This window comes from Bacillus sp. AM1(2019) (genome assembly GCF_009906915.1).
Lineage (GTDB): Bacteria > Bacillota > Bacilli > Bacillales > Bacillaceae > Bacillus > Bacillus velezensis.
The window spans coordinates 3,692,545-3,715,846 of the sequence record NZ_CP047644.1 but is presented as its reverse complement, the minus strand read 5'-3'; the positions used below and the strand labels follow the sequence as shown (position 1 = coordinate 3,715,846).

Sequence of the window (23,302 nt, the reverse complement as noted above, 5' to 3'; positions counted from 1 at the left end):
GAAACACAACAAAAGAAAACCGGCTGCATATCTTATCACGTGGCATATATCTGATTGAGGAAAAAGGCTTCCGTTTAGCCGGCAGCCTATTTACGAATGGTGTTACTTGTAGTTTTTCTTTACAACCCAGATGTTCCCGTCTTTCCAGTACTCTGTTTTGCTGCAGTAATCGTCTTTTTTGCAAGGGTCTTTTTTATGAGGACGATAAGGTTTTTTCTGCGTGCGTTTTTTCTTGCGGCGGCATGATTTTTTGTGGCTGCGAGATTTTTTGTGAGACCGGCATGATTTTTTACGGCTGCGGGATTTTTTGTGAGAGCGGGATTTTTTATGGCTGCGAGATTTTTTGTGAGACCGGCATGATTTTTTACGGCTGCGGGATTTTTTGTGAGAACGGGATTTTTTATGGCTGCGAGATTTTTTGTGAGAACGGGATTTTTTATGGCTGCGAGATCTTTTGTGAGAGCGGCACGATTTTTTATGACTGCGAGATTTTTTGTGAGAACGGGACTTTTTATGACTGCGAGATTTTTTGTGAGAACGGGATTTTTTATGGCTGCGAGATTTTCTCTTCTTACTGCTTTTTGGTTCTTGGTACAAATAATCTTCCAATCCCTCGGTGCTTGCGGATTTTACTGCTTCTTCGATATCAGAATGGGAATAGTGGCCCATTTTGAAACCTCCTCATGATATATGTTTTAAGGATGCGATCCTTACTACCACATAGTACGCATGAATGAAAAAAGTGTATGTGTGATTCGCTGAGTTTTATATAAAAAGCACAGCCTAAATTAATACAGGGAGGTTTACTGATGAAAGACCAATCAACATTGCCTCTATACCAGCTGTTTATTCACCCGAAAGACTTAATGGAGCTGAAAAAAGACATTTGGGATGATGATCCGGTGCCCGCGGTGCTGAGAGTGAATCAAAAACGGCTTGACATTGATCTGGCGTACCGCGGCTCGCATATAAGAGATTTTAAGAAAAAATCGTATCACATCGCTTTTTATTCGCCGAAAACATTTCGCAGGGCGAAAGAGATACATTTAAACGCTGAATACAAAGATCCGTCGATGATGCGGAATAAGCTGTCTCTCGATTTCTTCGCGGAGCTTGGGACGCTGTCACCAAAGGCGAATTTCGTAACCCTGCAAATCAATGGCAGACATGAGGGGGTGTATCTTGAGCTGGAGTCAGTGGATGAATATTTTCTGGCGAAACGGAATTTGGCGGACGGCGCTGTTTTTTACGCGGTTGATGACGACGCCAATTTCTCCCTCGTCAGTGATCTGGAGCGGGATACGAAAACATCGCTCGAACTTGGTTATGAAAAGAAAACGGGAACGAAAGAAGACGATTTATACTTGCAGGATATGATCTATAAAATTAATACCGTGCCGAAGTCAGAGTTCAAGGGGGAGATCGTCAAACACTTGGACGCCGATAAGTATTTGAGGTGGCTTGCGGGCATCGTGTTTACCTCAAACTACGATGGATTTGTTCATAATTACGCTTTGTACCGGAATCATGAAACGGGACTTTTTGAAGTCATTCCGTGGGATTACGATGCGACGTGGGGAAGAGACATTCACGGTGATCGGATGGAGGCCGATTATGTCAGAATACAAGGGTTTAATACCTTGACTGCAAGGCTTCTGGATGAACCGTATTTCCGCAAAGCGTACAAACGGCTTTTGGAAGAGACGCTTCAGACCCGGTTTACCATTGAATATATGAAGCCGAAGGTCATGTCACTGTATGAGCAGATCAGGCCGCATGTCGCGAAGGATCCATATAAGAAAGAAGAGATTGATTGCTTTGACCGGGAGCCTGAAGTGATTTGCGAATACATTAAGGAGCGGTCAGCCTTCATCAGCAGTGAGTTAGAGCGGTGGAATATCTGATTTGGAAATGAAGAAAGATTTTTTACAAATAGGCTGGTGAATCAGTTCCCGAAAATAATCATGATACGTATATATGCATTATGCTTTTTACATTATGAGAAAAATGACTAGGAGGACAATAGATGAAACGCAATACGAAGCGGCATCGGTCTGATGACAACTTTTTGCATGCAATGGAAGGAAAGGTAATTACTGTCTACCGGGGAGGCCCGGAGTCCAAGACAGGGAGATTAGCAGACATTCAATCGGATTATATCGCTCTTCAGGTTGATAATAAAATCGTTTATTATCAATGGAAACACGTGAAAAGTGTGACGGAAAATACGAGTGAAACCGTATCGCAGTCCGAAGCGGCAGAATGTGAAAAAGCTGATGATTTTCAAGACCTGATCAGCCGGATGACCAATCGCACGGTGCAATTGAATCAGGGAGGTCCGGAATCGAAAAGAGGAAAGCTTCACGAAACAGGGGATGATTTTCTCGTGCTGGAAACGGAAGATGACGGAATTGTATATTTTAACGCCGACCATGTCAAAAGCATCAGCGCGGAACAAGAAGAGGACGGCCAAGAGGAGGAGCGACCGGAATTTGAAATGGCTGATGATTTTCACGGCATATTTAAACGCCTGATCCACAAATGGGTATCCATCAACCGCGGAGGTCCTGAAGCCGTTGAAGGTATACTTGTGGATAATTCCGACGGCCACTACACTCTTGTGAAAGATAAAGAAGTGCTGCGGATCTATCCTTTTCATATCAAGAGCATAAGCGAAGGGGCAAAAGGAGCAGCTAAAAAAGAGGAGAATAAAGACGACGAGAATAAAGGTGAGAAAGAGAGCGCCGAAGAAGAAAAGCCGCATGAAGAAGAATCACGCGAAGAGCAGCGTACTTCCTCTAAAAAGTCGAAAAGATCATCAAGATCCGTTCGATCCTCAAAACGGGAGAAAGAGGTCTCTTATAGCTACGCCACTGTATTAAGGACAATAGATTATCGGTGGAAACGCGGCCGTAAATGATTGGAAAGATTGTCCGTAAACGCGGGAGAGGGGGGAATGAAATGGCTGGATTAAGCAGATTTCTGGATAAACAAGTCGATATTGAGATATCGGGGAATACGACATTTTCAGGAACTCTTTTGGATATCGGTCAGGATATCATTGTGATTCATGACGGCCGGACGTTTCTTTATATTCCGCTTCTGCATCTTCAGCGGATGACATTGACGCTCCCGGACGAAGAGAATAAAGAACCGTACGCTAGAAAAAAAAGTCCGCATCCCGAAAAACAGGAACATTCCTTTTCTTACCGGAATACCCTCCAGCATATAAAAGGCAGATTTACAGAAATATTTGTTACGGGAGACCGTTCCATTCATGGGTATGTGACAAGTGTTTTAAATGATTATTTTGTTTTCTTCTCTCCGGTTTATAAGACTCTTTTCATCTCGATGCATCATTTGAAATGGCTGACACCCTATTCCGATGAGCAGACGCCGTATACATTAAACAGTTCAGAGCTGCCGGTTGTTCCCGCTAATGTGCCCCTTGTCCGGAATTTTGAGGAGCAATTAAAAAGATATATCGGGAAGCTGATTATTCTGGATTTAGGAGATATACCGAATAAAGTGGGGCTGTTGCAGGATGTCTCAGATAATATTCTTGAACTGACCAATGCAGACGGCGATACTGTTTTTTGGAAATTGAATCATTTAAAAACCATGCACCTGCCATAAATGATAAAACTGCCTCTCTTATACAGCAGGCAGTTTTTTTTCATGGGAGCTAAAGGTAAATCCAACTGATCCAAACATATAAAACGGTAATGGTAAACACGACAGTGAGAGGGACAACGATAATGGTGGTTTTGATATATTCTGACCAAGAAACTTTTTCGCCGTGCTGTCTGATGATATGCATCCAGATCAGCGTGGCTAATGTCCCGATCGGCAGAAGCAATGATCCGATATCACTGCCGATAATATTAGCCAGATAAATGATTTTTACGGTTAATGGGTCGATGGACATTTCAGTTAATGTCAAAGTGCTGATCATTAAGGCGGGATGGTTATTGAACAAATTAGAGAGGACGGATGTAGCAATGCCCATAATAGATGCAGCGTGGGCAATGCTTTGTGAGACATAAGGTTCAATAGACTGAACAAGCAGCGCCGTCAGTCCGATATTATGCAGTCCGTAGATGATAATGTACATCGTGAAGGCAAAAATAAAGATATGCCAAGGCGCTTTCCTTAATAAATCTGCCGGTCCGATTTTTAAATAAAACCATCTCCAGCCAAGCAGGATGACTGAACTGATGACAGCCACGAGCGAAACGGATATGCCGTTGTAAGAAGCTGCAAACAGACTGATCCGGACGAACAATACAAATGCCAAAACACAAAACATGATGTTCGTACGGCTGTTTTGGGTCGGGTCTGGCGGAGGCTGAAGCGGATGATATCGTTTGTGTTCCAGCGAGTCAAAATGAACCGGAATATCGGGGAGCTGTTTCGGCAAACGGCGGTAAAAAACGGCAAACAGCAGAAAGGCCATAAACACCAGTCCCAGCGTGCCGGGGATAAACATCATATTGGTGTACAAATAAAGGTCCATGCCTATCATTTTGAGAGAAATTAAATTGACGATATTACTGACGCCGATCGGGGTGCTTGCGGCTGTCGCAATTAATACGCCGCTTATTAAATACGGTGTTTTCTGATGTCTTTTAAGTCCGAGATATTGTAAGACCAATAGTAAAATAGGAGTGGTGATTAAGACGCTGCCGTCATTATTCAGAAAGAGCGTCATTGAAAAACAGAGCAGGTTGGTCAGCCAAAAAAGCCGGATGCCCGATCCCTTGGCGCGGTGAAGCAGTTTGGCCGCCGCCCAGTTAAAAAAACCGAAGCTTTCCAGCGCGATTGCCATAATCATTGTGGAGATAATGGTGATTGATGCTCCGGTGACTTTTGACCCTATATCCCCCAAATCATGAAAGGAAACGGTTCCGCATAACAAAACGAGAATGGCGCCCAGCGACGCCGGAACGGCTTCATTTAATCCCCCGGGTCTCCAAAATATAAAAATAATGGTCACAAAGAAAGAAATCAGGGTCAAAATGACGGTAATATGTGTAATGTGTTCTGCCTCCTTTTAGATGGGTCATTGCCGCCCCGTTATTTTTATCCCTCCTGATCAGTTGTACTGTATGTATACGGGTACAGGTCGTAAGGTGTACTGAGCGTTTCTACCAATTTAGTAAAAATCCATAAAAGCACATAAAAAAGAGGCTGCTTTCGGCGGCCCTCTTTTTTATGCATTTTCCTTATCCGCCTGCAATAAAGCCTGGCGTTTATTCATAATATCCAGAAAATGTTTCAGAATCGGATTTTGATTATCCTTGCGGTAGGCAATGACCCATTCGGCCGTGAGCTGCACCTGATTAATGCCGCGGTAGGCGACTTCGAGATTAAACAGCTTTTTAGCAGAAGAAGGCACGAAGGTTACGCCGATACCGGCACTAACCAATCCGATCACCATTTGATACTCCGTCGCTTCCTGAACGATTTTCGGTTTGAAGCCCGCCTGCTCGCAGTAGTTTACAAACTCCAGGTATAAAGTCGGCCATGTTTCTTTCGACAGTGTGATAATCGGTTCATTTTTTAAATCCTGAATGTCGATTGTCTGTTTAGCGGTAAGCGGGTGCTGCTTCGGCAAAGCCAGAATGCACGGACTGCTCTGCACCTTTTCCATATGTAACGCGGAATGCTGTAAAGGCGGATGAAGGATGCCGATATCAATGTTCCCCTTCAGAAGTTCTTCCTGCTGTCTGAAAGAAGAAATTTCACGCAGATCAAGCTTGACGGAGGGGAATTTTTCGCGGAATTCCCGAATGATCGGCGGCAGAAATTCATATGTGGCCGAGCCGACAAAACCGACGACAAGGCGGCCGAGCTCTCCCCGCGCCGTTCTCTGCGCCATTTCAATCGCTTTGTCTATTTCTTCGATCGCGTTTCTGCTGTGTTTTAAAAAACTTTCTCCGGCAGCTGAAAGCTCTACAACCCGTTTTGTGCGCTTTAATAAGGTCACGCCGACTTCCTTCTCAAGCTGTTTGATCTGCTGGCTGAGAGGCGGCTGTGTCATATTTAACCGAAGCGCAGCTTTGCCGAAATGAAGTTCTTCGGCAACGGCAATAAAGTATTGAAGATGGCGAAGCTCCATCCTTATCCATTCCTTTCTCTTTGTTAATTATTCGTGAAACATATTAATCATACGGCGAATTGATATTGGAGGTCAATTTCCAAAGAGTGTATAGTGAATAATATCACAAATTACTTAAAATTTTATATTTAATATGCATAATAAGGAGTGAGGGTGTTGGCAAAAGCAACAAATGAACTAAAAACCTCTGAAAAAAATCGGGGGGCGGAGCTTGTTGTTGATTGCTTAGTGGAGCAAGGTGTCACACATGTTTTTGGCATTCCGGGTGCAAAAATTGATGCAGTATTTGATGCGTTAAAAGATAAAGGACCTGAACTGGTTTTATGCCGTCACGAACAGAACGCTGCATTTATGGCTGCGGCTGTCGGAAGACTGACTGGAAAACCAGGCGTTTGTCTCGTTACTTCAGGCCCGGGGGCATCCAACTTGGCGACCGGCTTGTTAACGGCTAATACAGAAGGTGATCCGGTAGTGGCGCTGGCGGGTAACGTAATTCGCGCAGACCGGTTAAAACGGACACACCAATCATTGGACAATGCGGCGCTATTTCAGCCGATTACAAAATACAGTGTAGAAGTACAGGAAACAGGGAATATACCAGAAGCGGTAACAAACGCCTTCAGGGCAGCGTCAGCAGGTCAGGCAGGCGCGGCTTTTGTGAGCTTTCCGCAGGATGTTGTGAATGAAATCACAAACGTGAAAAACGTACGCAGCGTGCCGGCGCCGAAACAAGGCCCTGCACCGGAAGAAGCGGTCAGCGCGGCTATCGCGAAAATCCAGACGGCGAAACTTCCCGTTCTGTTAGTCGGCATGAAAGGCGGAAGACCGGAAGCGGTAAAACAAATCCGCAGACTGCTTGCCAAAACAAAACTGCCTTTCGTAGAAACGTACCAAGGGGCCGGCACATTGTCCAGAGAGCTGGAAGACCAATATTTCGGCCGGATCGGACTGTTCCGCAACCAGCCGGGCGATCTTCTGCTTGAACAGGCGGATGTCGTATTAACGATCGGTTATGATCCGATTGAATACGATCCGAAGTTCTGGAACGTAAACGGCGACCGTGCTATTATCCATCTTGACGAAATCCAGGCCGATATCGATCATGCCTATCAGCCGGAATTAGAATTATTAGGCGATATCGCCGCTACGGTTAAACAAATTGAACACGACGCTGTGACATTTGATATGGGCAGCCGTGAACAAGAAGTGCTGAGCGAATTAAAACAGATGCTCACAGACAGCGAGAAGGCGCCAAGCGACCATAAATCCGACAGAGTGCACCCTCTGCAAATCGTCCAAGAACTGCGCAATGCAATTGATGACGACGTAACCGTCACTTGCGATATCGGTTCTCACGCGATCTGGATGTCCCGCTACTTCCGCGCTTATGAGCCGCTGAAACTGTTGATCAGCAACGGCATGCAGACATTGGGCGTAGCGCTTCCTTGGGCGATTGCCGCCACATTGGTGAATCCGGGTGAAAAAGTCGTATCCGTTTCAGGAGACGGAGGATTCCTGTTCTCTGCAATGGAATTGGAAACGGCAGTCCGCTTAAAAGCGCCGATCGTTCACCTTGTATGGAATGACAGCACATATGATATGGTCGCATTCCAGCAAATGAAAAAATATAACCGTACATCATGCGTAGATTTCGGAAACATTGACATCGTAAAATATGCAGAAAGCTTCGGCGCCACCGGCTTGCGCGTTGAGTCACCGGAACAGCTGGCAGACGTGCTGCAAAAAGGCTTGAACACAGAAGGCCCTGTCATCATTGACATTCCTGTCGATTACAGTGACAATGTTCATTTATCAAGCGACATGCTTCCGAAGCAATTCAAAGAAAAAATGAAAGCAAAAGCTCTCTAGCACTCTGCGCACCATGACCTGTTTTCTAAAACAGCCCAATTTAAAAGGAGTGAAGGGAATATGAAAAACGCAAGCGACATCCATATGATGAGCCGCGGAGAAAAAGGCTCACCTGAGGATCAGATCTATCAAGTATCCACAATGACATCTCTGCTGGACGGAGTATATGACGGAGATTTTGATATGGCTGACATTCCGAAGTTCGGTGATTTCGGAATCGGCACGTTCAACAAACTGGACGGCGAATTAATCGGATTTGACGGAGAATTTTACCGTCTGCGCGGCGACGGTACGGCTACGCCTGTTAAAGGCGGAGACCTGTCACCATTCTGCTCATTCACATTTTTCACGCCGGATATGACGCATACGATCGACGGCGAAATGACCCGTGAAGAATTCGAGCAGGAAATCGCCAGCCTTCTGCCTAGTAAAAACTTATTTTATGCGATCCGTTTAGACGGCGTATTTAAAAAGGTGCAGACAAGAACGGTAGAACGCCAGGAGAAACCGTACGTTCCGATGATCGAAGCGGTGAAAACACAGCCTGTGTTCAACTTTGACGACATTCAAGGTACAATCGCCGGCTTCTGGACGCCGGGATACGCAAACGGCATCGCTGTTTCCGGATATCACCTGCACTTCATTGATGAAGGACGCAATTCCGGCGGACACGTGTTTGACTATGTCATTAAAGATTGTAAAGTGACCATTTCTCAAAAAATGAATATGAACCTCAAGCTTCCGAATACGGCGGACTTTTTCAACGCAAATTTAGATAATCCGAATTTTGCGAAGGATATCGAAACAACCGAAGGAAGCCCGGAATAAATTAAAAAAGAAAGCCCCATTTTTCTCAGGGGCTTTCTTTTTATTTGGCTGAACCGGCAAAGATTAGGTAAAATACAGTCAAAAGGGAAAGGTGTGGTAGCTGTGAAAGTATTGGTATTAGCGGTTCATCCTGACATGGACAACTCAGCGGTCAATAAGGCGTGGACAGAAGAATTAAAAAATCATGATGATATCACGGTCCGTGAGCTTTATAAAGAATATCCGGACGGGAAAATAGATGCGGAAAAGGAACGGCAGCTGTGTGAACAGTATGACCGGATCGTATTTCAATTCCCGCTGTACTGGTACAGTGCGCCTCCGCTTTTAAAAACATGGATGGATCATGTGCTGGCGTATGGATGGGCTTACGGCTCCAAAGGAAAGGCGCTGCACGGCAAAGAATTGCTGCTGGCTGTTTCCGTAGGTGCCGGAGAGGATGCATATCAGGCAGGCGGGTCTAACCATTTTTCACTGAGCGAGCTCTTAAGGCCGTTTCAGGCAATGGCTAATTTTACGGGTATGACCTATTTGCCGGCTTTTGCGATGTACGGGGTAAGCAGCGCCGATGCTGCGGCTATCCGTGACAATGCCAAACGCCTGGCGGATTACATAAAGAAGCCATTTTAGAGTCGTATGCATTCATCTTCATCCGACAATATTTCCTGAGAAATATTGCGAACCTTCGACGTTTCTGAATGCTTGAAGACAGAAAAAACGGATTTCGCGCTGAATTTGCGAAATCCGTTTTGATATTATGTCAGTTTTTGCAGATCTTTTGTGCTGATATATCCCGTTGCGCCCCCGTAATCGACAAGCGCCCAGCCGAAATCAATGCCGCCGCCGGATGCCTTTTTCCATCCGAGGAAAGAAACGCTCGTGTTTTTAGCAAGGGAAGCTTTGACCGCTTGTTTGTCTGTATATACTTTTGTTTTTGCCGTCGTTTTTACGGTTGTTGCTTCTTTAACAATATAATGAGTAGATACAAATCCTGTTTTTCCGTTTTTATAATGTACTTTTGCCCAGTCAGCGTTCTGGAATGAAACGATCTTTAAGCTGTCGCCTAAATGAAGGGTATCAGCTCTCGGACTGGCTGCTGATGCTTTTGTTCTGACGTTCAATGCTTCCGCGGAAACGAGATAAGAGTCAAGCGGGTAGCTGTACAGATCGTCAATTTTGACCGCTTCTTGCGCGTGTGTCTCCGGAAGAGGCGTTATTCCGGCAGCTGAAGCCGCTGTTATTCCCGCTGCAAGGGTCAGAATGGATGCCGCTTTGGCTGTTTTCTTCATCTGTATCTCTCCTTTTACTTCATCCTTTCACGTTTTACCGGAAGTCTAAACATCGGCCGGTTATTTTTGTGTTTGAAGTTTCAATGGAGCGGAAATGGTTTTTTTGACTTTTTCTCCTTTGAGCACCTGCTCCGCCGCTTCGGCTGCCAGTTTTCCGATCAGCTCCGGCTGCTGGGCGACCGTGGCTGTCAGCTTTCCGTTTTTAATGGAAGAAATCGCATCTTTATTTCCGTCGAAACCGACGACCAAAATGTGTTTGCCCGAGCTGTTAATCGCTTCGAGCGCCCCGAGTGCCATTTCATCATTATGGGCGAACACGGCTTTAATATCCGGATGTCCCTGCAGCAGGTTTTCCATGACGGTCAATCCTTTTGTACGGTCAAAATCCGCCGCTTGCTTTGTTACGACATCCAGCTTTTTGTCGGCAATATGATGAAAGCCCGTTCCGCGTTCCCGTGTCGCGGATGCGCCCGGCACCCCTTGCAATTCAGCCACTTTGGCGCCTTTTCCGAGCTGATCGGCGAGGTAGTCAGCCGCCATTTCTCCTCCTTTGACATTGTCAGAGGCGACAAGCGTTTCGACTTTGCCGTGTTCGGCTGAACGATCAAGCGCAATGACGGGAATGCCGAGGGAATTTGCCGATTCAACGGCTGTTGAAATCGCTGATGAATCGGTCGGATTGATCAGCAGCGTATCGACTCCCTGCTGGATCAAATCTTCTACGTCATTTGACTGTTTAGATGAATCATTTTGGGCATCGACAATAATGACCTTCATGCCCCGTTTTTTGGCTTCCTTTACAACGCCTTCTTTTAATGAAACGAAGAACGGATTGTTCAATGTAGAGACGGAGAGCCCGATAGTGAATTCTTTTTTATGTTTTGTGTTTGACGGTTTTGCCCATTGTGGCGGTTCAAGTGAACAGGCGGACAGCAAAAACAGTGATAATGCCGCGATCGTGATGATGGCTTTCTTCATAATGGTCCTCCTACTATGCCGATTTTTTGCGGTCCAGCAGCACCGCGATTAAAATGACGATTCCTTTGACGACGAGCTGATAAAAAGATGATACGCCGAGAAGGTTCAAGCCGTTGTTCAGCGTTCCGATAATCAAAACCCCGATCAGCGTACCGATGATGCGCCCTCGGCCGCCGGATAGGCTCGTTCCGCCGAGAACGACCGCTGCGATGGCGTCCAGCTCGTATGATTCCCCGGCCGTCGGCTGTGCGGAATTTAAGCGTGATGTCAGAATCGCTCCTGCCAGCGCCGATAATAAACCTGTCAGAGAATAGATCATGATCTTGATGCGGGGCACTTTGATTCCCGATATCAGCGCCGCTTTCTCATTGCCGCCGATGGCGTATGTCCGGCGGCCGAACGGTGTTTTGTGCAGAAGAACCCACAGGGCCGCAAATGCAATCAGCATCGTAATGGCAGGTACGGGAATGCCGAGAAAATAACCGCGCCCGAATAATTGAAATGCGTAATTTGAACCGAGCCCCGTAATCGGATTTCCGTCCGTATAGACGAGGGTCAGTCCGCGAAAGACGGTCATTGTCGCCAAAGTGGCGATGAACGGCGCCATTTTTCCTTTTGTGATTAATAATCCGTTTATCATGCCGAGTACGGCGCCGATCACGCAGCCGATGATGACGGCTAAGATCGGATCGATGCCTGAGACCATCATACCTGCGACCAATGCGCTCGATAAGGCGAGGATGGCTCCGACAGAGAGATCAATGCCTCCCGTTAAAATGACAAACGTCATTCCGAATGCAATCAGAGCGTTAATCGCAACCTGCCGAAGAAGGTTGAGAATATTGAGGGGTTCAAGAAAACTCGGGTTTAAAACGGAAACGATCAGCACAAGAATCAGTAAGCCGAGAAACGGACCGAGTTTTTGCGTGAAGGTGTGAATGGAAAATCGCTTTTGTTCAGTTGATGTCATTGGTTCAGTTTTCATACTGCTGCCCTCCCGTGGCAAGTGTCATGATGTGTTCTTGTGTTGCGCCGGCCGCATTGATTTCTCCGCTGATGCGCCCTTCGTGGACGACGATGATTCTGTCACTCATGCCGAGAATTTCCGGCAGCTCGGAAGACACCATGATGATGGCGACTCCGCGATCGGTCAGTTCATTCATTAATGAATAGATTTCCCTTTTCGCGCCTACGTCGACGCCTCTTGTCGGTTCATCAAGGATGAGAACTTTCGGGCCGATTCCGATCCATTTGGCGATGACGACTTTTTGCTGATTTCCTCCTGATAAATGCCGGGCGGCGGTTTCCGGAGATGCGGTCTTAATGGTCAGACGCTTGATGAGCAGCTCAACGAACTCCGCCTCGCGTTTTCGGTCAATGATGCCTTTCGGAGAGAAGCTGGTCAGGTTCGGCAATGAGATATTTTCACGAATGGACGTATCCAGCAGCAGCCCTTCATCTTTGCGGTTCTCCGTAATCAGGCCGAGGCCCTTGCGGATGGCATCGTACGGACCCCGAATGCCGGTTTTTCGGCCGGAAATCCAGATCTCTCCGGAATCGAGCCTGTCAATTCCGAACAGCGCTCTCATGATTTCTGTCCGTCCGGCACCCATTAAGCCGGAAACGCCGAGGATTTCTCCGGCGCTCACATGGAAACTGATCTGTGAAAAGCTTCCTTTTTTTGAGGCGTTTTTCACTTCGAGCACCTTATCGCCGAGTGACGGCGTGCGAGTCGGATACCGATCGGTCAGCTCCCGCCCGACCATTTTTTTGACCACTTCATCAAAATTAGTGTCTTTAATATGTGCCGTATCGACAGTGAGGCCGTCCCTCATAATGGTGATCCGGTCGCAAATCGAAAATATCTCTTCCATTCGGTGCGAAATATAGACGATGGATACGCCGTCCCGCTTTAACGCCGTCATTACGTCAAACAGTTTGCTGATTTCCCGTTCGGTCAGCGCCGCGGTCGGTTCGTCCATAATAATGACTTCGGCGTTTGTCATCAGCGCTTTGGCAATCTCAATCATCTGCTGCTGGCCGACGGAACATTGTCCGGCTTCCCGGTCGAGAGGAAGAGAGACTCCCAGTTTTTCAAGCTGTGATTTTGCTAGCGCTTTCATTTTCTTCGTTTCCAAAACGCCGAACGCCGTCGTCAGCTCTTTGCCGATAAAAAGGTTTTCAAGCACAGTCATGTCCGGCCATATATTCAGTTCCTGATGGATAAAGGCGATTCCGTGCTTTTCGGCTTCCTTTGGATTGGAGAAGCTCATATTTGTTCCGTTTATCGTAATGTTTCCCTTGTCGAGCCGGTGGAGCCCGGTGAGCAGATTCATTAACGTCGATTTGCCCGCTCCGTTTTCTCCCATTAAAGCGTGGATTTCTCCCGGCAGAAGCTCAAATGAGACGCCGGAGAGCACTTGGTTTTTGCCGAATGCTTTATGAATGTCTGTCATGCCGATGTGCATGCTGGATCCCTTCTTTCTAGAAAATCACACCCGCCTGCAGGATGCAGTTGGCGTATGGTGTCATTTCACCCGTTCGGATGACGGCTTTTGCTTTCTGTGTGAGCCGTTTGAATTCCTCGTGGGACATGTACTCGATCGTCTGCACTGAGAAATGGCTTTCTATGAAACTTGCATTCTCAGGATTTGCGTCTTTGATCTCGGAAGCGGCTATCACCTTTTCGACTGCCATCTCCCCGGCTACCAGGCCGGTCACGTCCCGAAAGGCGGGAACGCCCGCCGTTAAGGACAAATCAATTTTAGGAACGCCGTCAGGGACGGGGAGACCCGCATCGGCGATCGCGATGAGGTCTGTATGCCCGAGATCAGCTAATACTTTGGCAATGTGGCTGTTTAACATTCCGTGTTTTTTCATGACAGCAGCTCCTCAACTTCTTTTCTGGCCGGCATCCCGCCTTGGGCGCCGAAGTGCTGCACGGACAGGGAGGCGGCGCGGTTGGCAAACAGGAGCGCTTGCTCGATGTCCCGTCCTTCCGCGAGTGCGACGGCAAGTGCCGCATTAAAGGTATCGCCGGCTCCCGTCGTGTCGACCGCTTCTGCAGGGAAGGCGGGAACAAGCCGTTCCGCGGTGCCGTCTGAGTAGCGCACGCCTTGTTTTCCTTCGGTAATGAACAGTTTGCCGGGATAGCCGGCGAGCGCTTCTTCTTTCGTCCGGTCAGGAAATAAAATGGATGCTTCATGTTCGTTCGGCGTAAGATATGCGGCATCCTCAATCGTCGATTGTTTCAGCGGCCGGGCCGGCGCGGGATTCAGGATAACCGGAATTTGCTGCGCGCGGCAGTAGCTGCACACTTCTTCAACGGTTTCTTCAGGAATCTCCTGCTGGATCAGCACGATATCAATGCCGGGAAGTTTTGCCAGCGCACTTTTGGCATAATCGGGGGAGATGTCATCGTTTGCGCCTTTTACGACGACGATGCTGTTGTCTCCTTCTGCGAGCACAATATGAGCCGTTCCGCTTTTTTTATGTGTAACCGTTTCCATATAGTCCGTATTGACACCGTTTGCCTTCAGGTTTTCAATAATCGCTTTTCCGTAGCCGTCATTGCCTGCTTTTCCTACCATATATACGTTTGCGCCCAGACGGGAAGCGGCTACGGCCTGGTTTGCGCCTTTTCCTCCGGGCACAGTTTGAAAGTCTGTGCCCAGTACGGTTTCTCCGGCTTTCGGACGCCGATCGGATGTGACGACCAGGTCCATAGAACAGCTTCCGATAACACAAATTTCACTCATGGTGATCATCCTTTCTCGTCGTTTGTCTTCTTATGTAAGTCACGGGCAGTTGAATGGCCGTCTCTTTCGGCGGCTCTTTCTTTATCAATTGCAGCAGCAGGTTTGCCGCTTTTTTTCCCATCTCATATGCAGGCTGGCGGATGGTTGAAAGAGGCGGAAACAAAAGCCTGCTCTGCGGAATATCGTCGTATCCGATGATCTGAATCTCCTCCGGAACTTTTTTGCCGAGCCGCAGCGCCTCATGGAGGACGGCAGCCGCCGCAATATCGTTGCTGGCAATGACTCCGTCGGTTTCCGGGTATACTGCAAACAATTCTTCTGCTAAAACGGCAGCATCCTTGATGGAAAATGAAGCGGCGGAGATGACATTGAACTGAACGCCCGCTTTTTGCAGCACGTTAAGTGCGCCGTTAAAACGTTCCTGAGCGGTCGGAAGGTGGGCTGGGCCTTTGACAAGCGTGATGCTTGTGCTTTTGCCGCGAAGCATTTCCTCAGCCGCCCGTTTTCCGCCTGCCCGCCCGTCACTGAATACGGATGGGGCGCCTTCTTTTGTCCGGTCCAGAAATACGACCGGGTAAAGGCTGCCGCTGTATTCGGGAAGGTCGGGGTAATGGGTGGCCGCCAAAATACCGGCAACTTGATTTTGTTTAAATGTTTGCAGGTAGTCGAGTTCTTTTTCCAATTCTTCATCGCTGTTGCCGATGATCAGCCGGTATCCTTCCCGCTGCAACTCGTCTTCAGCGCCGCGGGCAAGCTGAGGGAAAAAGGGATTCGTAATATCCGGAAGCAAGAGCCCGACCAGTCTGGATTCTCTTTTATAAAGAGAGCGGGCAACTTCATTCGGATAATAATTCAGCTTCTCCATGGCAAGCATGACCTTCGTTCGTGTATCTTCATGCACGTAGCCGTTGTCATTGAGGACACGTGAAACCGTGGCAACAGAGACGCCGGCAGCGCCTGCGACATCTTTAATCGTTGCCAACAAACACTCCTCCTTCAACTATGTAACCGTTTACATAAAAAGAGTAACACGAATCATTTCGGTTGGCAACAAAAAAAGAGACCGGGGTCTCTTTTAGTTCACGATGCCGATTTGTGAGATATTCACTTTGATATCAGGGACGATCTCGATGGAAGGATAGACCTCACGCCAATTGAGCCGCTTGCCCCGCTCATAATAATGGGTTTGATATTTCCGGCCGATGCCGAGGATATCCGAGTTGTGCTCCTGAATATGGCTGATCACCGATCTGGCCTGGCTGTTCAAATTTGCTGAGGCTTGTTTGTTCATTTGGTCGATTGCCGTATAAGAATTCAGCTTGTCCTTTGGATATTCCAAGACGCGTGCATTCAGTTTTAAACGGATTTTCACTTTTATATGCTGCGGATCTGTATCTATAAATACAATCTTTCGCGTGGCATCCGTGATGCCGAGAGAAAGATAATTTTCAATATCCATTTTGTATTTGTCCCACAGCTTCAGATTAATATTAGCCGATTTATTAAATTGCCCGCTTAAAAGGGTCAGGAGGGTCGAATCCTGACCGAGCACCTCAGTCACTTTCCGCTGGCCGCTGAACAGGGCAGAACCCTCTACCTTTATCGTCTGTCCGTTAATCGATAAATAAGGAAGGGCGAAATCCTTATCAGCCGTCAGCATGCTTGAACGGATGGATTGCAAATTTTCCATGCTGATATTTGATTCCGCATTAGCGCTTGTTAATAAATTCGTTAAATACTTGCTGACGATCAATTTCTGCCGGACGATCAGCTTCAGCACTTCAATCGCCTCGCCGTCTTTTACAACCGCCGGATGAGCGAGAAGCGGACTTTTCGGATCTCTGTAAAAGACATCGAGATAAGGAAAAAGCGGTTTTTCCGCCATTTTCTCACCGATTAATAAGACTCTTTGCTTGGACGTGTCAATGCGCTGATCGACAAGCTTATCCAATTGAAACCGCGCTTCACGGATGGTGTGCCCGGAAGCGCTGAGCACCGTCGTAATGAATGAGCCGCCCGTTTCCTGTTCCGCCTGGGACGACTGAACCTTCCGATAGGTGATGCCGATTTTATTTTTACCGTCATGATCAACATCAAGGCTTGCGGTCAGCACGAGAGAAATATCTTTCAGCAAATTTTGATCCCAGCAGCCCGCAAGTGTCAGGCTTGCGCACATGAGACTGATAAGAACCGCTTTTTTAATGCGCATGGCGGACACCCTTTTTGCGTACAAGGACAATCAATACCATAAATAACGGAAACAAATACACAAACACAATATCGGAAATGCGGAAAAACTGATCCAGCTGCTGTATCGTTTTATCCGTGCTTGTGGCCCAAATAGACAGAAGGAAGACGAGCAGGGCCAGCGGATAAACAAACCGGCTGTGGTCTTTTTGATTGAACAGCTTGGCGATGCCGGTGCTTGCCAAGTAAAACACGTTGGCCAGTGTTGAAAAGACGGTCACGAACCAAAACGTCAAAAAGAGCAGATCCGTCCGTTCGATAATTCTGAATGAAACGGTTTTTAACAGGTACAGCACAGGCTCCGGGATCATTTTTATTTCTTCGGGGCTGATTGTGACAAAGCAAGTAAGGGTGATATACAGGTAATAAAGGATAATCAAGATGTTTGAAATCGTCAGTATTTTGTAGCGCTGGCTGACGGTGCAGTTGATTAGGGGCCCGATCACGAGCGCCGCCTGAAAGCCGGTAATGCTGACAAGTGTTTGCTGCACCCCGGTAAGCATGTCTTTTGCGGTTCCGTGAAAAATCGGCATAATGTATGTGATATCGGCTTTTCCCAGCGTGTATAAAATCGGCAGAGAGATCAGCAGCAAAAACGGTGTTAAGATAAAGCTGAACCTGGCGATCGCATTCAGCGGGGCCTGGGCGATATAGACAGAACCGAGGATCAGCATTAAGCTGACCACCCAATTCGGAGTCTGCGGGAGCACCCAGATATCCAATATCCGTGTAAATACAGAAAGAATGAGCGTGCAGAGAAACGCGAAATATAAAATATACAGCACCTGCACCCCTTTGCCGGCAAGTGTTCCGAACACCTCCTCCAGCATTTCGTACAGGTTCAGCTTCGGAAACCGGTGAAATAATATCATATACAGGCTGAATGTAAGCTGGACGAGCAATCCGGTAAGCAGAATGGAAATCCATCCGCTGCTTCCCGATTTCATCATCAGTAAATGGGGCAGCGCCAAAATGCCGATGCTGATCTGCGTCTGATTAATGAAAAACACGCCTTGAAGCGGGCTGATTTTTTTAGGCTTCATCTTTTCTCCACCCCCGAACATGTTTCATCTGCTTTGAGTCTTGCGGTCTCAAATAAAAAGGCCTTCTTTTAATAAACCAAGCCGGCAGCCGGATAAATGCATCCTTCAAGTCGCTGAAATGAAACGGCGTCAGAGATGATAAATAAGGAACGCCGAGTGATTCAAGCTTGCACAGGTTCATCAGAATAAGCCCGAAGCCGAGTGCGATGCCGATAAAACCGAACGAGGATGCCAGAAACATAAGCGGAAATCTGAGCGTTCGGATGGACGTGCTCATTTCATATGAAGGAAGCACAAAAGAAGAAACGGCCGTAACGGCTACGACGATAATCATCATATTAGAAATGAGTCCCGCCTGAACGACTGCGTCACCGATTACGAGACCGCCGACAATGCCGATCGTCTGACTGATCGGTCTCGGCAGCCTGATACCGGCTTCGCGGATCAGTTCAATCGTAATTTCCATAATCATGGCTTCTATCAGCGGGGGAAAGGGAATATCAACAATCGAATTTTTCATGGTGATAATCAGATCGTTGGGAATGACTTCAAAATGAAACGCAATCAGCGCGATATAAAAAGCGGGCAGCGTAATCGCGATCATAAAGGCGAAAAATCTCAGCACTCTTAATAAACTGGCAGAAATCCACCTCGTGCTGTAGTCATCCGGAGATTGAAAAAAAGAAAAGAATGTGATCGGCGCAATCAAAGCCGACGGACTCCCGTCCATCATGATCAGTACACAGCCTTCCATCACGCATGCTTTTGCTTTATCCGGCCGTTCCGTATGAATGATCTGCGGAAAAATGGAAAACGAATTATCTTCTATTGATTCCTCGATAATCCCGGGCGCAAGCACGCTGTCTATACGCAGGTATGACAGGCGCCGCTTCACTTCCTCCACAATCTCCGGATTGGCGATATTCTCAACAAAGATAACCGCAACCTTTGATTTGGCTCTTTCCCCGATATCCATATAATGAACGGAGAGATGGCGGTCCTGTATGTGAAACCGCAGCTGATGAATGTTCGTTTCCAAACTTTCCACAAACCCGTCATGGGCGCCGCGGACGATACTTTCAGATTCGGGTTCCATAATGGAACGCAGCGGATTCTGGCCGACGGAAAACAGCTTCGCTTTCCTCGATGCATCGCTGAGAAAAACAACCTGTCCTGCCAAAATCCCGTCAATGAGTTTTCTGGTTTCATCTGTTTCCGCACTGCTGACGGCATTCATCGTTTCCTCAAGCGGGCCGTTCTGCAGGGTGTCGCTTAACAGAAACTCATTCAGCTTCTGTTCTTCTATCATTTGTTCAATATAAAAGAAAGCGGTATGACGGTCCTGCAGTTTGATCCTTCGTATTTTAAAATCACCGCAAACACACATCAGCTCCTGCATTTCCCGTACAGCCGATTCAAAATCGCCGGGAATCCGTTTGTTTTGTTTATCCGCAGACATCAGACCGCCTCCTTTCCTGGTTATTTGTAGTTTTCAGCGGGTATTCCTTTTTTATGCATTTTATAAAATAGAGGAGTTCCTCGATGTTTTACCAAGAACTTCACAATTATGGATGAATATTTCTTGAACGAATATAAAGATTTATTAAAATTATTTCAAAAGAGTGATAAACGTCCTGTAAATGGTTTAAAAGGAGAAAGGCTTTCCGCATATAAAATGTGTATTTCTTGTAAACACTCCGGACCCGTCTTATTCTGTCATGTACCAGTCATTCCGCTAGTTATTTTGGAATGGGACTGCAAGCAGGATACGGGGGAAAAATGAATGACTTTAAGACCTTATCCTTAAAAAAACAGGCAGTCTGCACACAGCGGACAGAGAGTCCCGAAACGTATGCGCAGTGCGAAAAACGCTGATACAAACGGGCTGGAAAAGATGGATTATCATTACATCTTTTTCTTCCGGAACGCGAATAGTTCCATTGGTCCAAATGAATTTCTGTGCGAAAATGTAAACGCATTCATTTTTCTTTTGAAAAATTGAAGTAAGGTTGAAGTCCTGCCTATTCCCAAAAAAAGCAATTCGATAATAGGAAGAATAGCGTCACTAATAGAGAAGTTTGGCTCAGTGAAAGCGGGAACATTATGTTACATAATGCCGATTGAGAATTCATAGTGAAGCTATATACTGATGAATGAATTTATCAATACAGAAGGAGATGTCAAAAATCAATGTGGTTACTCATTATAGCCTGTGCTGCCGTACTAATCATCGGAATCATTGAAAAAAGGCGGCATCAGAAGAATATCGATGCTCTGCCAGTACGCGTCAATATTAATGGTATCCGCGGAAAGTCAACCGTAACGAGGCTGACGACCGGAATACTGATGGAGGCGGGCTACAAAACAGTCGGAAAAACGACGGGAACAGATGCAAGGATGATCTATTGGGATACACCTGAGGAGAAACCGATCAAACGGAAACCGCAGGGCCCGAATATCGGCGAGCAAAAAGAAGTAATGAAGGAAACCGTAGAACGGGGCGCCAATGCCATTGTCAGTGAATGTATGGCGGTAAACCCGGATTATCAGATTATCTTTCAGGAAGAACTCCTTCAAGCCAACATCGGCGTCATCGTGAATGTGCTTGAAGACCATATGGACGTCATGGGGCCGACGCTTGATGAAATCGCTGAAGCATTTACCGCGACGATACCGTATAACGGTCACCTTGTCATTACAGACAGTGAATACACAGACTTCTTTAAAGAAAAAGCCGCAGAGCGGAATACCGAGGTCATTATTGCGGATAACTCTAAAATTACAGATGAATACCTTCGTAAATTTGAATATATGGTCTTTCCTGATAACGCTTCCCTTGCGCTCGGCGTTGCCCAGGCTCTTGGGATAGATGAAGAAACGGCGTTTAAAGGAATGCTGAATGCGCCGCCTGATCCTGGCGCCATGAGAATCCTGCCGCTGCTCAGCACGAAGGAGCCCGGTCATTTCGTAAACGGCTTTGCCGCAAATGATGCATCTTCTACTTTAAATATATGGAAACGTGTAAAGGAAATCGGCTACCCGACAGATGAACCGATCGTTATCATGAACTGCCGCGCCGACCGTGTGGACAGAACGATTCAGTTCGCAAACGACGTGCTTCCGTACATTAAAACGAAGGAACTCATACTCATCGGCGAGACGACTGAACCGATCGTCAGAGCTTATGAAGAAGGCAAGATTCCTGCCGATACATTGCACGATCTGGAATATAAATCAACAGACGAAATCATGGACGTGCTGAAAACAAGAATGCAAAACCGTGTCATATATGGCGTCGGCAATATCCACGGTTCAGCGGAACCATTAATTGAAAAAATTCAAGAGTATAAGGTGAAACAGCTCGTTAGCTAGGAGGAAAAGGATAAATGTTCGGATCAGATTTATACATCTCACTTATTTTAGGCGTGTTAATCAGTTTAATTTTCGCGGAAAAAACAGGTATCGTACCTGCCGGTTTAGTCGTGCCGGGTTATTTAGGGCTCGTTTTTAACCAGCCGGTCTTTATTTTACTCGTATTGTTAGTGAGTCTTCTTACATACGTGATCGTCAAATACGGTTTATCCAGATTTATGATTTTGTACGGACGCAGAAAATTCGCAGCCATGCTGATAACGGGAATCTGCTTAAAAATCGCCCTTGATTTCCTTTACCCGATCGTACCGTTTGAGATATCAGAATTCCGAGGAATCGGTATCATCGTACCGGGTCTGATCGCCAATACCATTCAGAAACAGGGATTAACGATTACATTTGCCAGCACGCTGTTCTTAAGCGGCGCAACTTTTGCCATTATGTTTGCTTACTACTTAATCTAATGTAAGGTGTGTCAAACGATGAAAAAACAATTAAGCTTTCAAGAAAAACTGCTGAAGCTGACCAAACAGCAGAAAAAGAAGACCAATCTTCACGTTTTTATCGCGCTGCCGATCGTCTTTTGCCTGATGTTCGTCTGCATCCTGACAGGGAAGGCGGAAACGCCGAGTGTGAAAAGAAATGCCGATGACCTTGTATCAGCCTCATTCGTCGGAGATATTATGATGGGCCGGAATGTCGAGAAAGTGACAAAGCATAAAGGCACGGAGAGTGTCTTCCGTTACGCAAAGCCATTCTTCGAAGCATCCGACTATGTGTCAGGGAACTTTGAAAACCCGGTTACATATAAAAAGAACTACAAAGAAGCAGAAAAAAATATCCACCTTCAGTCAAACAAAGATGCCGTAAAAGTATTGAAGGACATGAATTTCACCGTTCTCACGGCAGCCAACAACCATGCGATGGATTACGGCCCTCAGGGAATGCGGGATACGGTTGAAGAGTTTTCAAAGCAAAATCTTGAACTTGTCGGCGCGGGCCTCACGCTGAAGGAAGCCGAGCAGAACATTTCTTATCAAGATGTAAACGGAATCAAAATCGCAACACTGGGTTTCACTGATGTTTCCGGAAAAGGCTTTGCAGCTAAACGAAATGCGCCGGGTGTGCTTCCGGCCGATCCAGAGCTGTTTATTCCGATGATTTCTAAAGCTAAAAAGAAAGCCGATCTTGTCATTGTTCAAACACACTGGGGACAGGAATACGATAATGATCCGAATGACAGACAGCGCCAATTGGCAAGAGCAATGTCAGATGCCGGAGCGGATATTATCGTCGGACACCATCCGCACGTGCTGGAACCGATCGAAATGTACCACGGCACTGTTATTTTCTACAGCCTGGGCAACTTCGTATTCGACCAGGGGTGGACAAGAACGAGAGACACGGCGCTTGTTCAATATCATCTGCAGAAAAACGGCACGGGACGCTTTGAAGTCACGCCGATGAATATTCATGAAGCAACGCCTGCACCGGTTAAAAAAGGCAGCATCAATCATAAAACGATCGTACGTGAACTGACGAAAGAATCGAATTTCGATTGGAGCGTCAAGGATGGAAAATTAACGTTTGATGTGGATCACAGCGATATCTTAAAAAAGAAAGCGGAGTGAAAAACAAATGAAAATCATTAAAGCGGGATGGCCGTTTGCCGCGATCATTATGGTATTTATGTTTATGTCAGCGTTTAAATACAATGATCAGCTCACAGATCAGGAAAAACAAAAAATTGACACGGAAATGCAAAAGATTCAGCAAGAGGACACAGCGGGCGCAAAATAA

General features: G+C 46.7%; 23 protein-coding genes. 10 read left to right on the top strand and 13 right to left on the bottom strand.

The genetic code is table 11. From position 1 onward, the window contains the following. Positions 1 to 102 precede the first annotated feature (102 nt). On the bottom strand, positions 103 to 669 hold the full coding sequence (gene cotG / locus GNE05_RS18380; RefSeq protein ID WP_029972849.1) for a CotG/ExsB N-terminal domain-containing protein: 567 nt from the start codon (positions 667 to 669) through the stop codon (positions 103 to 105). Between the two features lie 140 nt (positions 670 to 809). Here cotG and GNE05_RS18375 point away from each other — a divergent pair, with 140 nt between their 5' ends. The 3 genes from GNE05_RS18375 (at position 810) to GNE05_RS18365 (ending at position 3,636) form a co-directional block, all read left to right on the top strand. Further along, a complete protein-coding gene (locus GNE05_RS18375) occupies positions 810 to 1,904 on the top strand; it encodes a CotH kinase family protein (protein ID WP_014419050.1) in 1,095 nt (364 codons plus the stop codon). A 122-nt stretch (positions 1,905 to 2,026) separates the two neighbouring features. Next, positions 2,027 to 2,920 (top strand): hypothetical protein, encoded by an 894-nt coding sequence (locus GNE05_RS18370; protein ID WP_053574032.1) that lies wholly within the window; start codon positions 2,027 to 2,029, stop codon positions 2,918 to 2,920. Between the two features lie 41 nt (positions 2,921 to 2,961). Then, positions 2,962 to 3,636 carry a hypothetical protein gene (locus GNE05_RS18365; protein WP_007407530.1) on the top strand — a complete coding sequence of 225 codons (675 nt, stop codon included), beginning with the start codon at positions 2,962 to 2,964 and terminating at the stop codon, positions 3,634 to 3,636. Between the two features lie 49 nt (positions 3,637 to 3,685). Here GNE05_RS18365 and GNE05_RS18360 read toward each other — a convergent pair whose 3' ends face one another. Together GNE05_RS18360 and alsR are read right to left on the bottom strand one after the other, a co-directional pair. Beyond that, the gene (locus tag GNE05_RS18360; protein WP_012118610.1) at positions 3,686 to 5,017 is read right to left on the bottom strand and encodes an arsenic transporter; all 1,332 of its coding nucleotides are present in this window, start codon (positions 5,015 to 5,017) and stop codon (positions 3,686 to 3,688) included. A 195-nt stretch (positions 5,018 to 5,212) separates the two neighbouring features. Further along, positions 5,213 to 6,121, bottom strand: a complete 909-nt coding sequence (gene alsR, locus GNE05_RS18355; protein ID WP_007407528.1) for an acetoin biosynthesis transcriptional regulator AlsR — start codon at positions 6,119 to 6,121, stop codon at positions 5,213 to 5,215. 156 nt (positions 6,122 to 6,277) lie between these two features. Between alsR and alsS the strand changes: the two genes are divergently transcribed. The 3 genes from alsS to GNE05_RS18340 all read left to right on the top strand — a co-directional run bounded on the left by alsS (position 6,278) and on the right by GNE05_RS18340 (position 9,445). After that, positions 6,278 to 7,990 carry an acetolactate synthase AlsS gene (alsS, locus tag GNE05_RS18350; RefSeq protein ID WP_110124393.1) on the top strand — a complete coding sequence of 571 codons (1,713 nt, stop codon included), beginning with the start codon at positions 6,278 to 6,280 and terminating at the stop codon, positions 7,988 to 7,990. A gap of 60 nt (positions 7,991 to 8,050) precedes the next feature. Beyond that, a complete protein-coding gene (gene budA / locus GNE05_RS18345) occupies positions 8,051 to 8,818 on the top strand; it encodes an acetolactate decarboxylase (protein WP_003151318.1) in 768 nt (255 codons plus the stop codon). A 102-nt stretch (positions 8,819 to 8,920) separates the two neighbouring features. Continuing rightward, positions 8,921 to 9,445, top strand: a complete 525-nt coding sequence (locus GNE05_RS18340; protein ID WP_014721897.1) for an NAD(P)H-dependent oxidoreductase — start codon at positions 8,921 to 8,923, stop codon at positions 9,443 to 9,445. Positions 9,446 to 9,570: 125 nt separating this feature from the next. On the opposite strand, the gene GNE05_RS18335 is transcribed toward GNE05_RS18340, so the two are convergent. The 10 genes from GNE05_RS18335 to GNE05_RS18290 form a co-directional block, all read right to left on the bottom strand. Further along, positions 9,571 to 10,104, bottom strand: coding sequence for an SH3 domain-containing protein (locus GNE05_RS18335; RefSeq protein ID WP_160183070.1), 534 nt, complete (start codon positions 10,102 to 10,104; stop codon positions 9,571 to 9,573). Between the two features lie 60 nt (positions 10,105 to 10,164). After that, entirely contained in the window at positions 10,165 to 11,082 is a 918-nt protein-coding gene (gene rbsB, locus GNE05_RS18330; protein ID WP_053285354.1) for a ribose ABC transporter substrate-binding protein RbsB, read from the bottom strand. Positions 11,083 to 11,095: 13 nt separating this feature from the next. Beyond that, complete coding sequence (gene rbsC / locus GNE05_RS18325; protein WP_012118605.1) at positions 11,096 to 12,067, bottom strand: ribose ABC transporter permease RbsC; 972 nt, start codon at positions 12,065 to 12,067, stop codon at positions 11,096 to 11,098. Then, complete coding sequence (locus GNE05_RS18320; RefSeq protein WP_160183069.1) at positions 12,057 to 13,550, bottom strand: sugar ABC transporter ATP-binding protein; 1,494 nt, start codon at positions 13,548 to 13,550, stop codon at positions 12,057 to 12,059. Before GNE05_RS18320 ends, rbsC begins: the two co-directional genes overlap by 11 nt. A 16-nt stretch (positions 13,551 to 13,566) precedes the next feature. Beyond that, positions 13,567 to 13,962 (bottom strand): D-ribose pyranase, encoded by a 396-nt coding sequence (gene rbsD, locus GNE05_RS18315; RefSeq protein WP_014419045.1) that lies wholly within the window; start codon positions 13,960 to 13,962, stop codon positions 13,567 to 13,569. Then, positions 13,959 to 14,840: a ribokinase gene (gene rbsK, locus GNE05_RS18310; RefSeq protein ID WP_014419044.1), complete on the bottom strand. Its 882-nt coding sequence runs from the start codon at positions 14,838 to 14,840 to the stop codon at positions 13,959 to 13,961. The genes rbsD and rbsK overlap by 4 nt, the downstream gene beginning before the upstream one ends. Then, positions 14,833 to 15,822 carry a LacI family DNA-binding transcriptional regulator gene (locus GNE05_RS18305; RefSeq protein ID WP_160183068.1) on the bottom strand — a complete coding sequence of 330 codons (990 nt, stop codon included), beginning with the start codon at positions 15,820 to 15,822 and terminating at the stop codon, positions 14,833 to 14,835. The genes rbsK and GNE05_RS18305 overlap by 8 nt, the downstream gene beginning before the upstream one ends. Before the next feature lie 93 nt (positions 15,823 to 15,915). After that, positions 15,916 to 17,049, bottom strand: a complete 1,134-nt coding sequence (locus tag GNE05_RS18300; protein WP_038464326.1) for a Ger(x)C family spore germination protein — start codon at positions 17,047 to 17,049, stop codon at positions 15,916 to 15,918. After that, entirely contained in the window at positions 17,039 to 18,130 is a 1,092-nt protein-coding gene (locus GNE05_RS18295) for a GerAB/ArcD/ProY family transporter (RefSeq protein ID WP_012118599.1), read from the bottom strand. Before GNE05_RS18295 ends, GNE05_RS18300 begins: the two co-directional genes overlap by 11 nt. Next, positions 18,120 to 19,589 carry a spore germination protein gene (locus GNE05_RS18290; protein ID WP_160183067.1) on the bottom strand — a complete coding sequence of 490 codons (1,470 nt, stop codon included), beginning with the start codon at positions 19,587 to 19,589 and terminating at the stop codon, positions 18,120 to 18,122. Before GNE05_RS18290 ends, GNE05_RS18295 begins: the two co-directional genes overlap by 11 nt. A 731-nt stretch (positions 19,590 to 20,320) precedes the next feature. Between GNE05_RS18290 and pgsB the strand changes: the two genes are divergently transcribed. Genes pgsB through GNE05_RS18270 form a run of 4 tightly spaced genes read left to right on the top strand, consistent with a single transcriptional unit; the run spans position 20,321 to position 23,302 of the window. Then, on the top strand, positions 20,321 to 21,502 hold the full coding sequence (gene pgsB / locus GNE05_RS18285; protein WP_003151337.1) for a poly-gamma-glutamate synthase PgsB: 1,182 nt from the start codon (positions 20,321 to 20,323) through the stop codon (positions 21,500 to 21,502). Between the two features lie 14 nt (positions 21,503 to 21,516). Further along, complete coding sequence (gene pgsC / locus GNE05_RS18280) at positions 21,517 to 21,966, top strand: poly-gamma-glutamate biosynthesis protein PgsC (RefSeq protein ID WP_003151340.1); 450 nt, start codon at positions 21,517 to 21,519, stop codon at positions 21,964 to 21,966. A gap of 18 nt (positions 21,967 to 21,984) precedes the next feature. Beyond that, a complete protein-coding gene (locus GNE05_RS18275; RefSeq protein WP_007614174.1) occupies positions 21,985 to 23,133 on the top strand; it encodes a CapA family protein in 1,149 nt (382 codons plus the stop codon). Positions 23,134 to 23,140: 7 nt separating this feature from the next. Next, complete coding sequence (locus GNE05_RS18270; RefSeq protein ID WP_003151344.1) at positions 23,141 to 23,302, top strand: extrachromosomal elements maintenance protein EdmS; 162 nt, start codon at positions 23,141 to 23,143, stop codon at positions 23,300 to 23,302.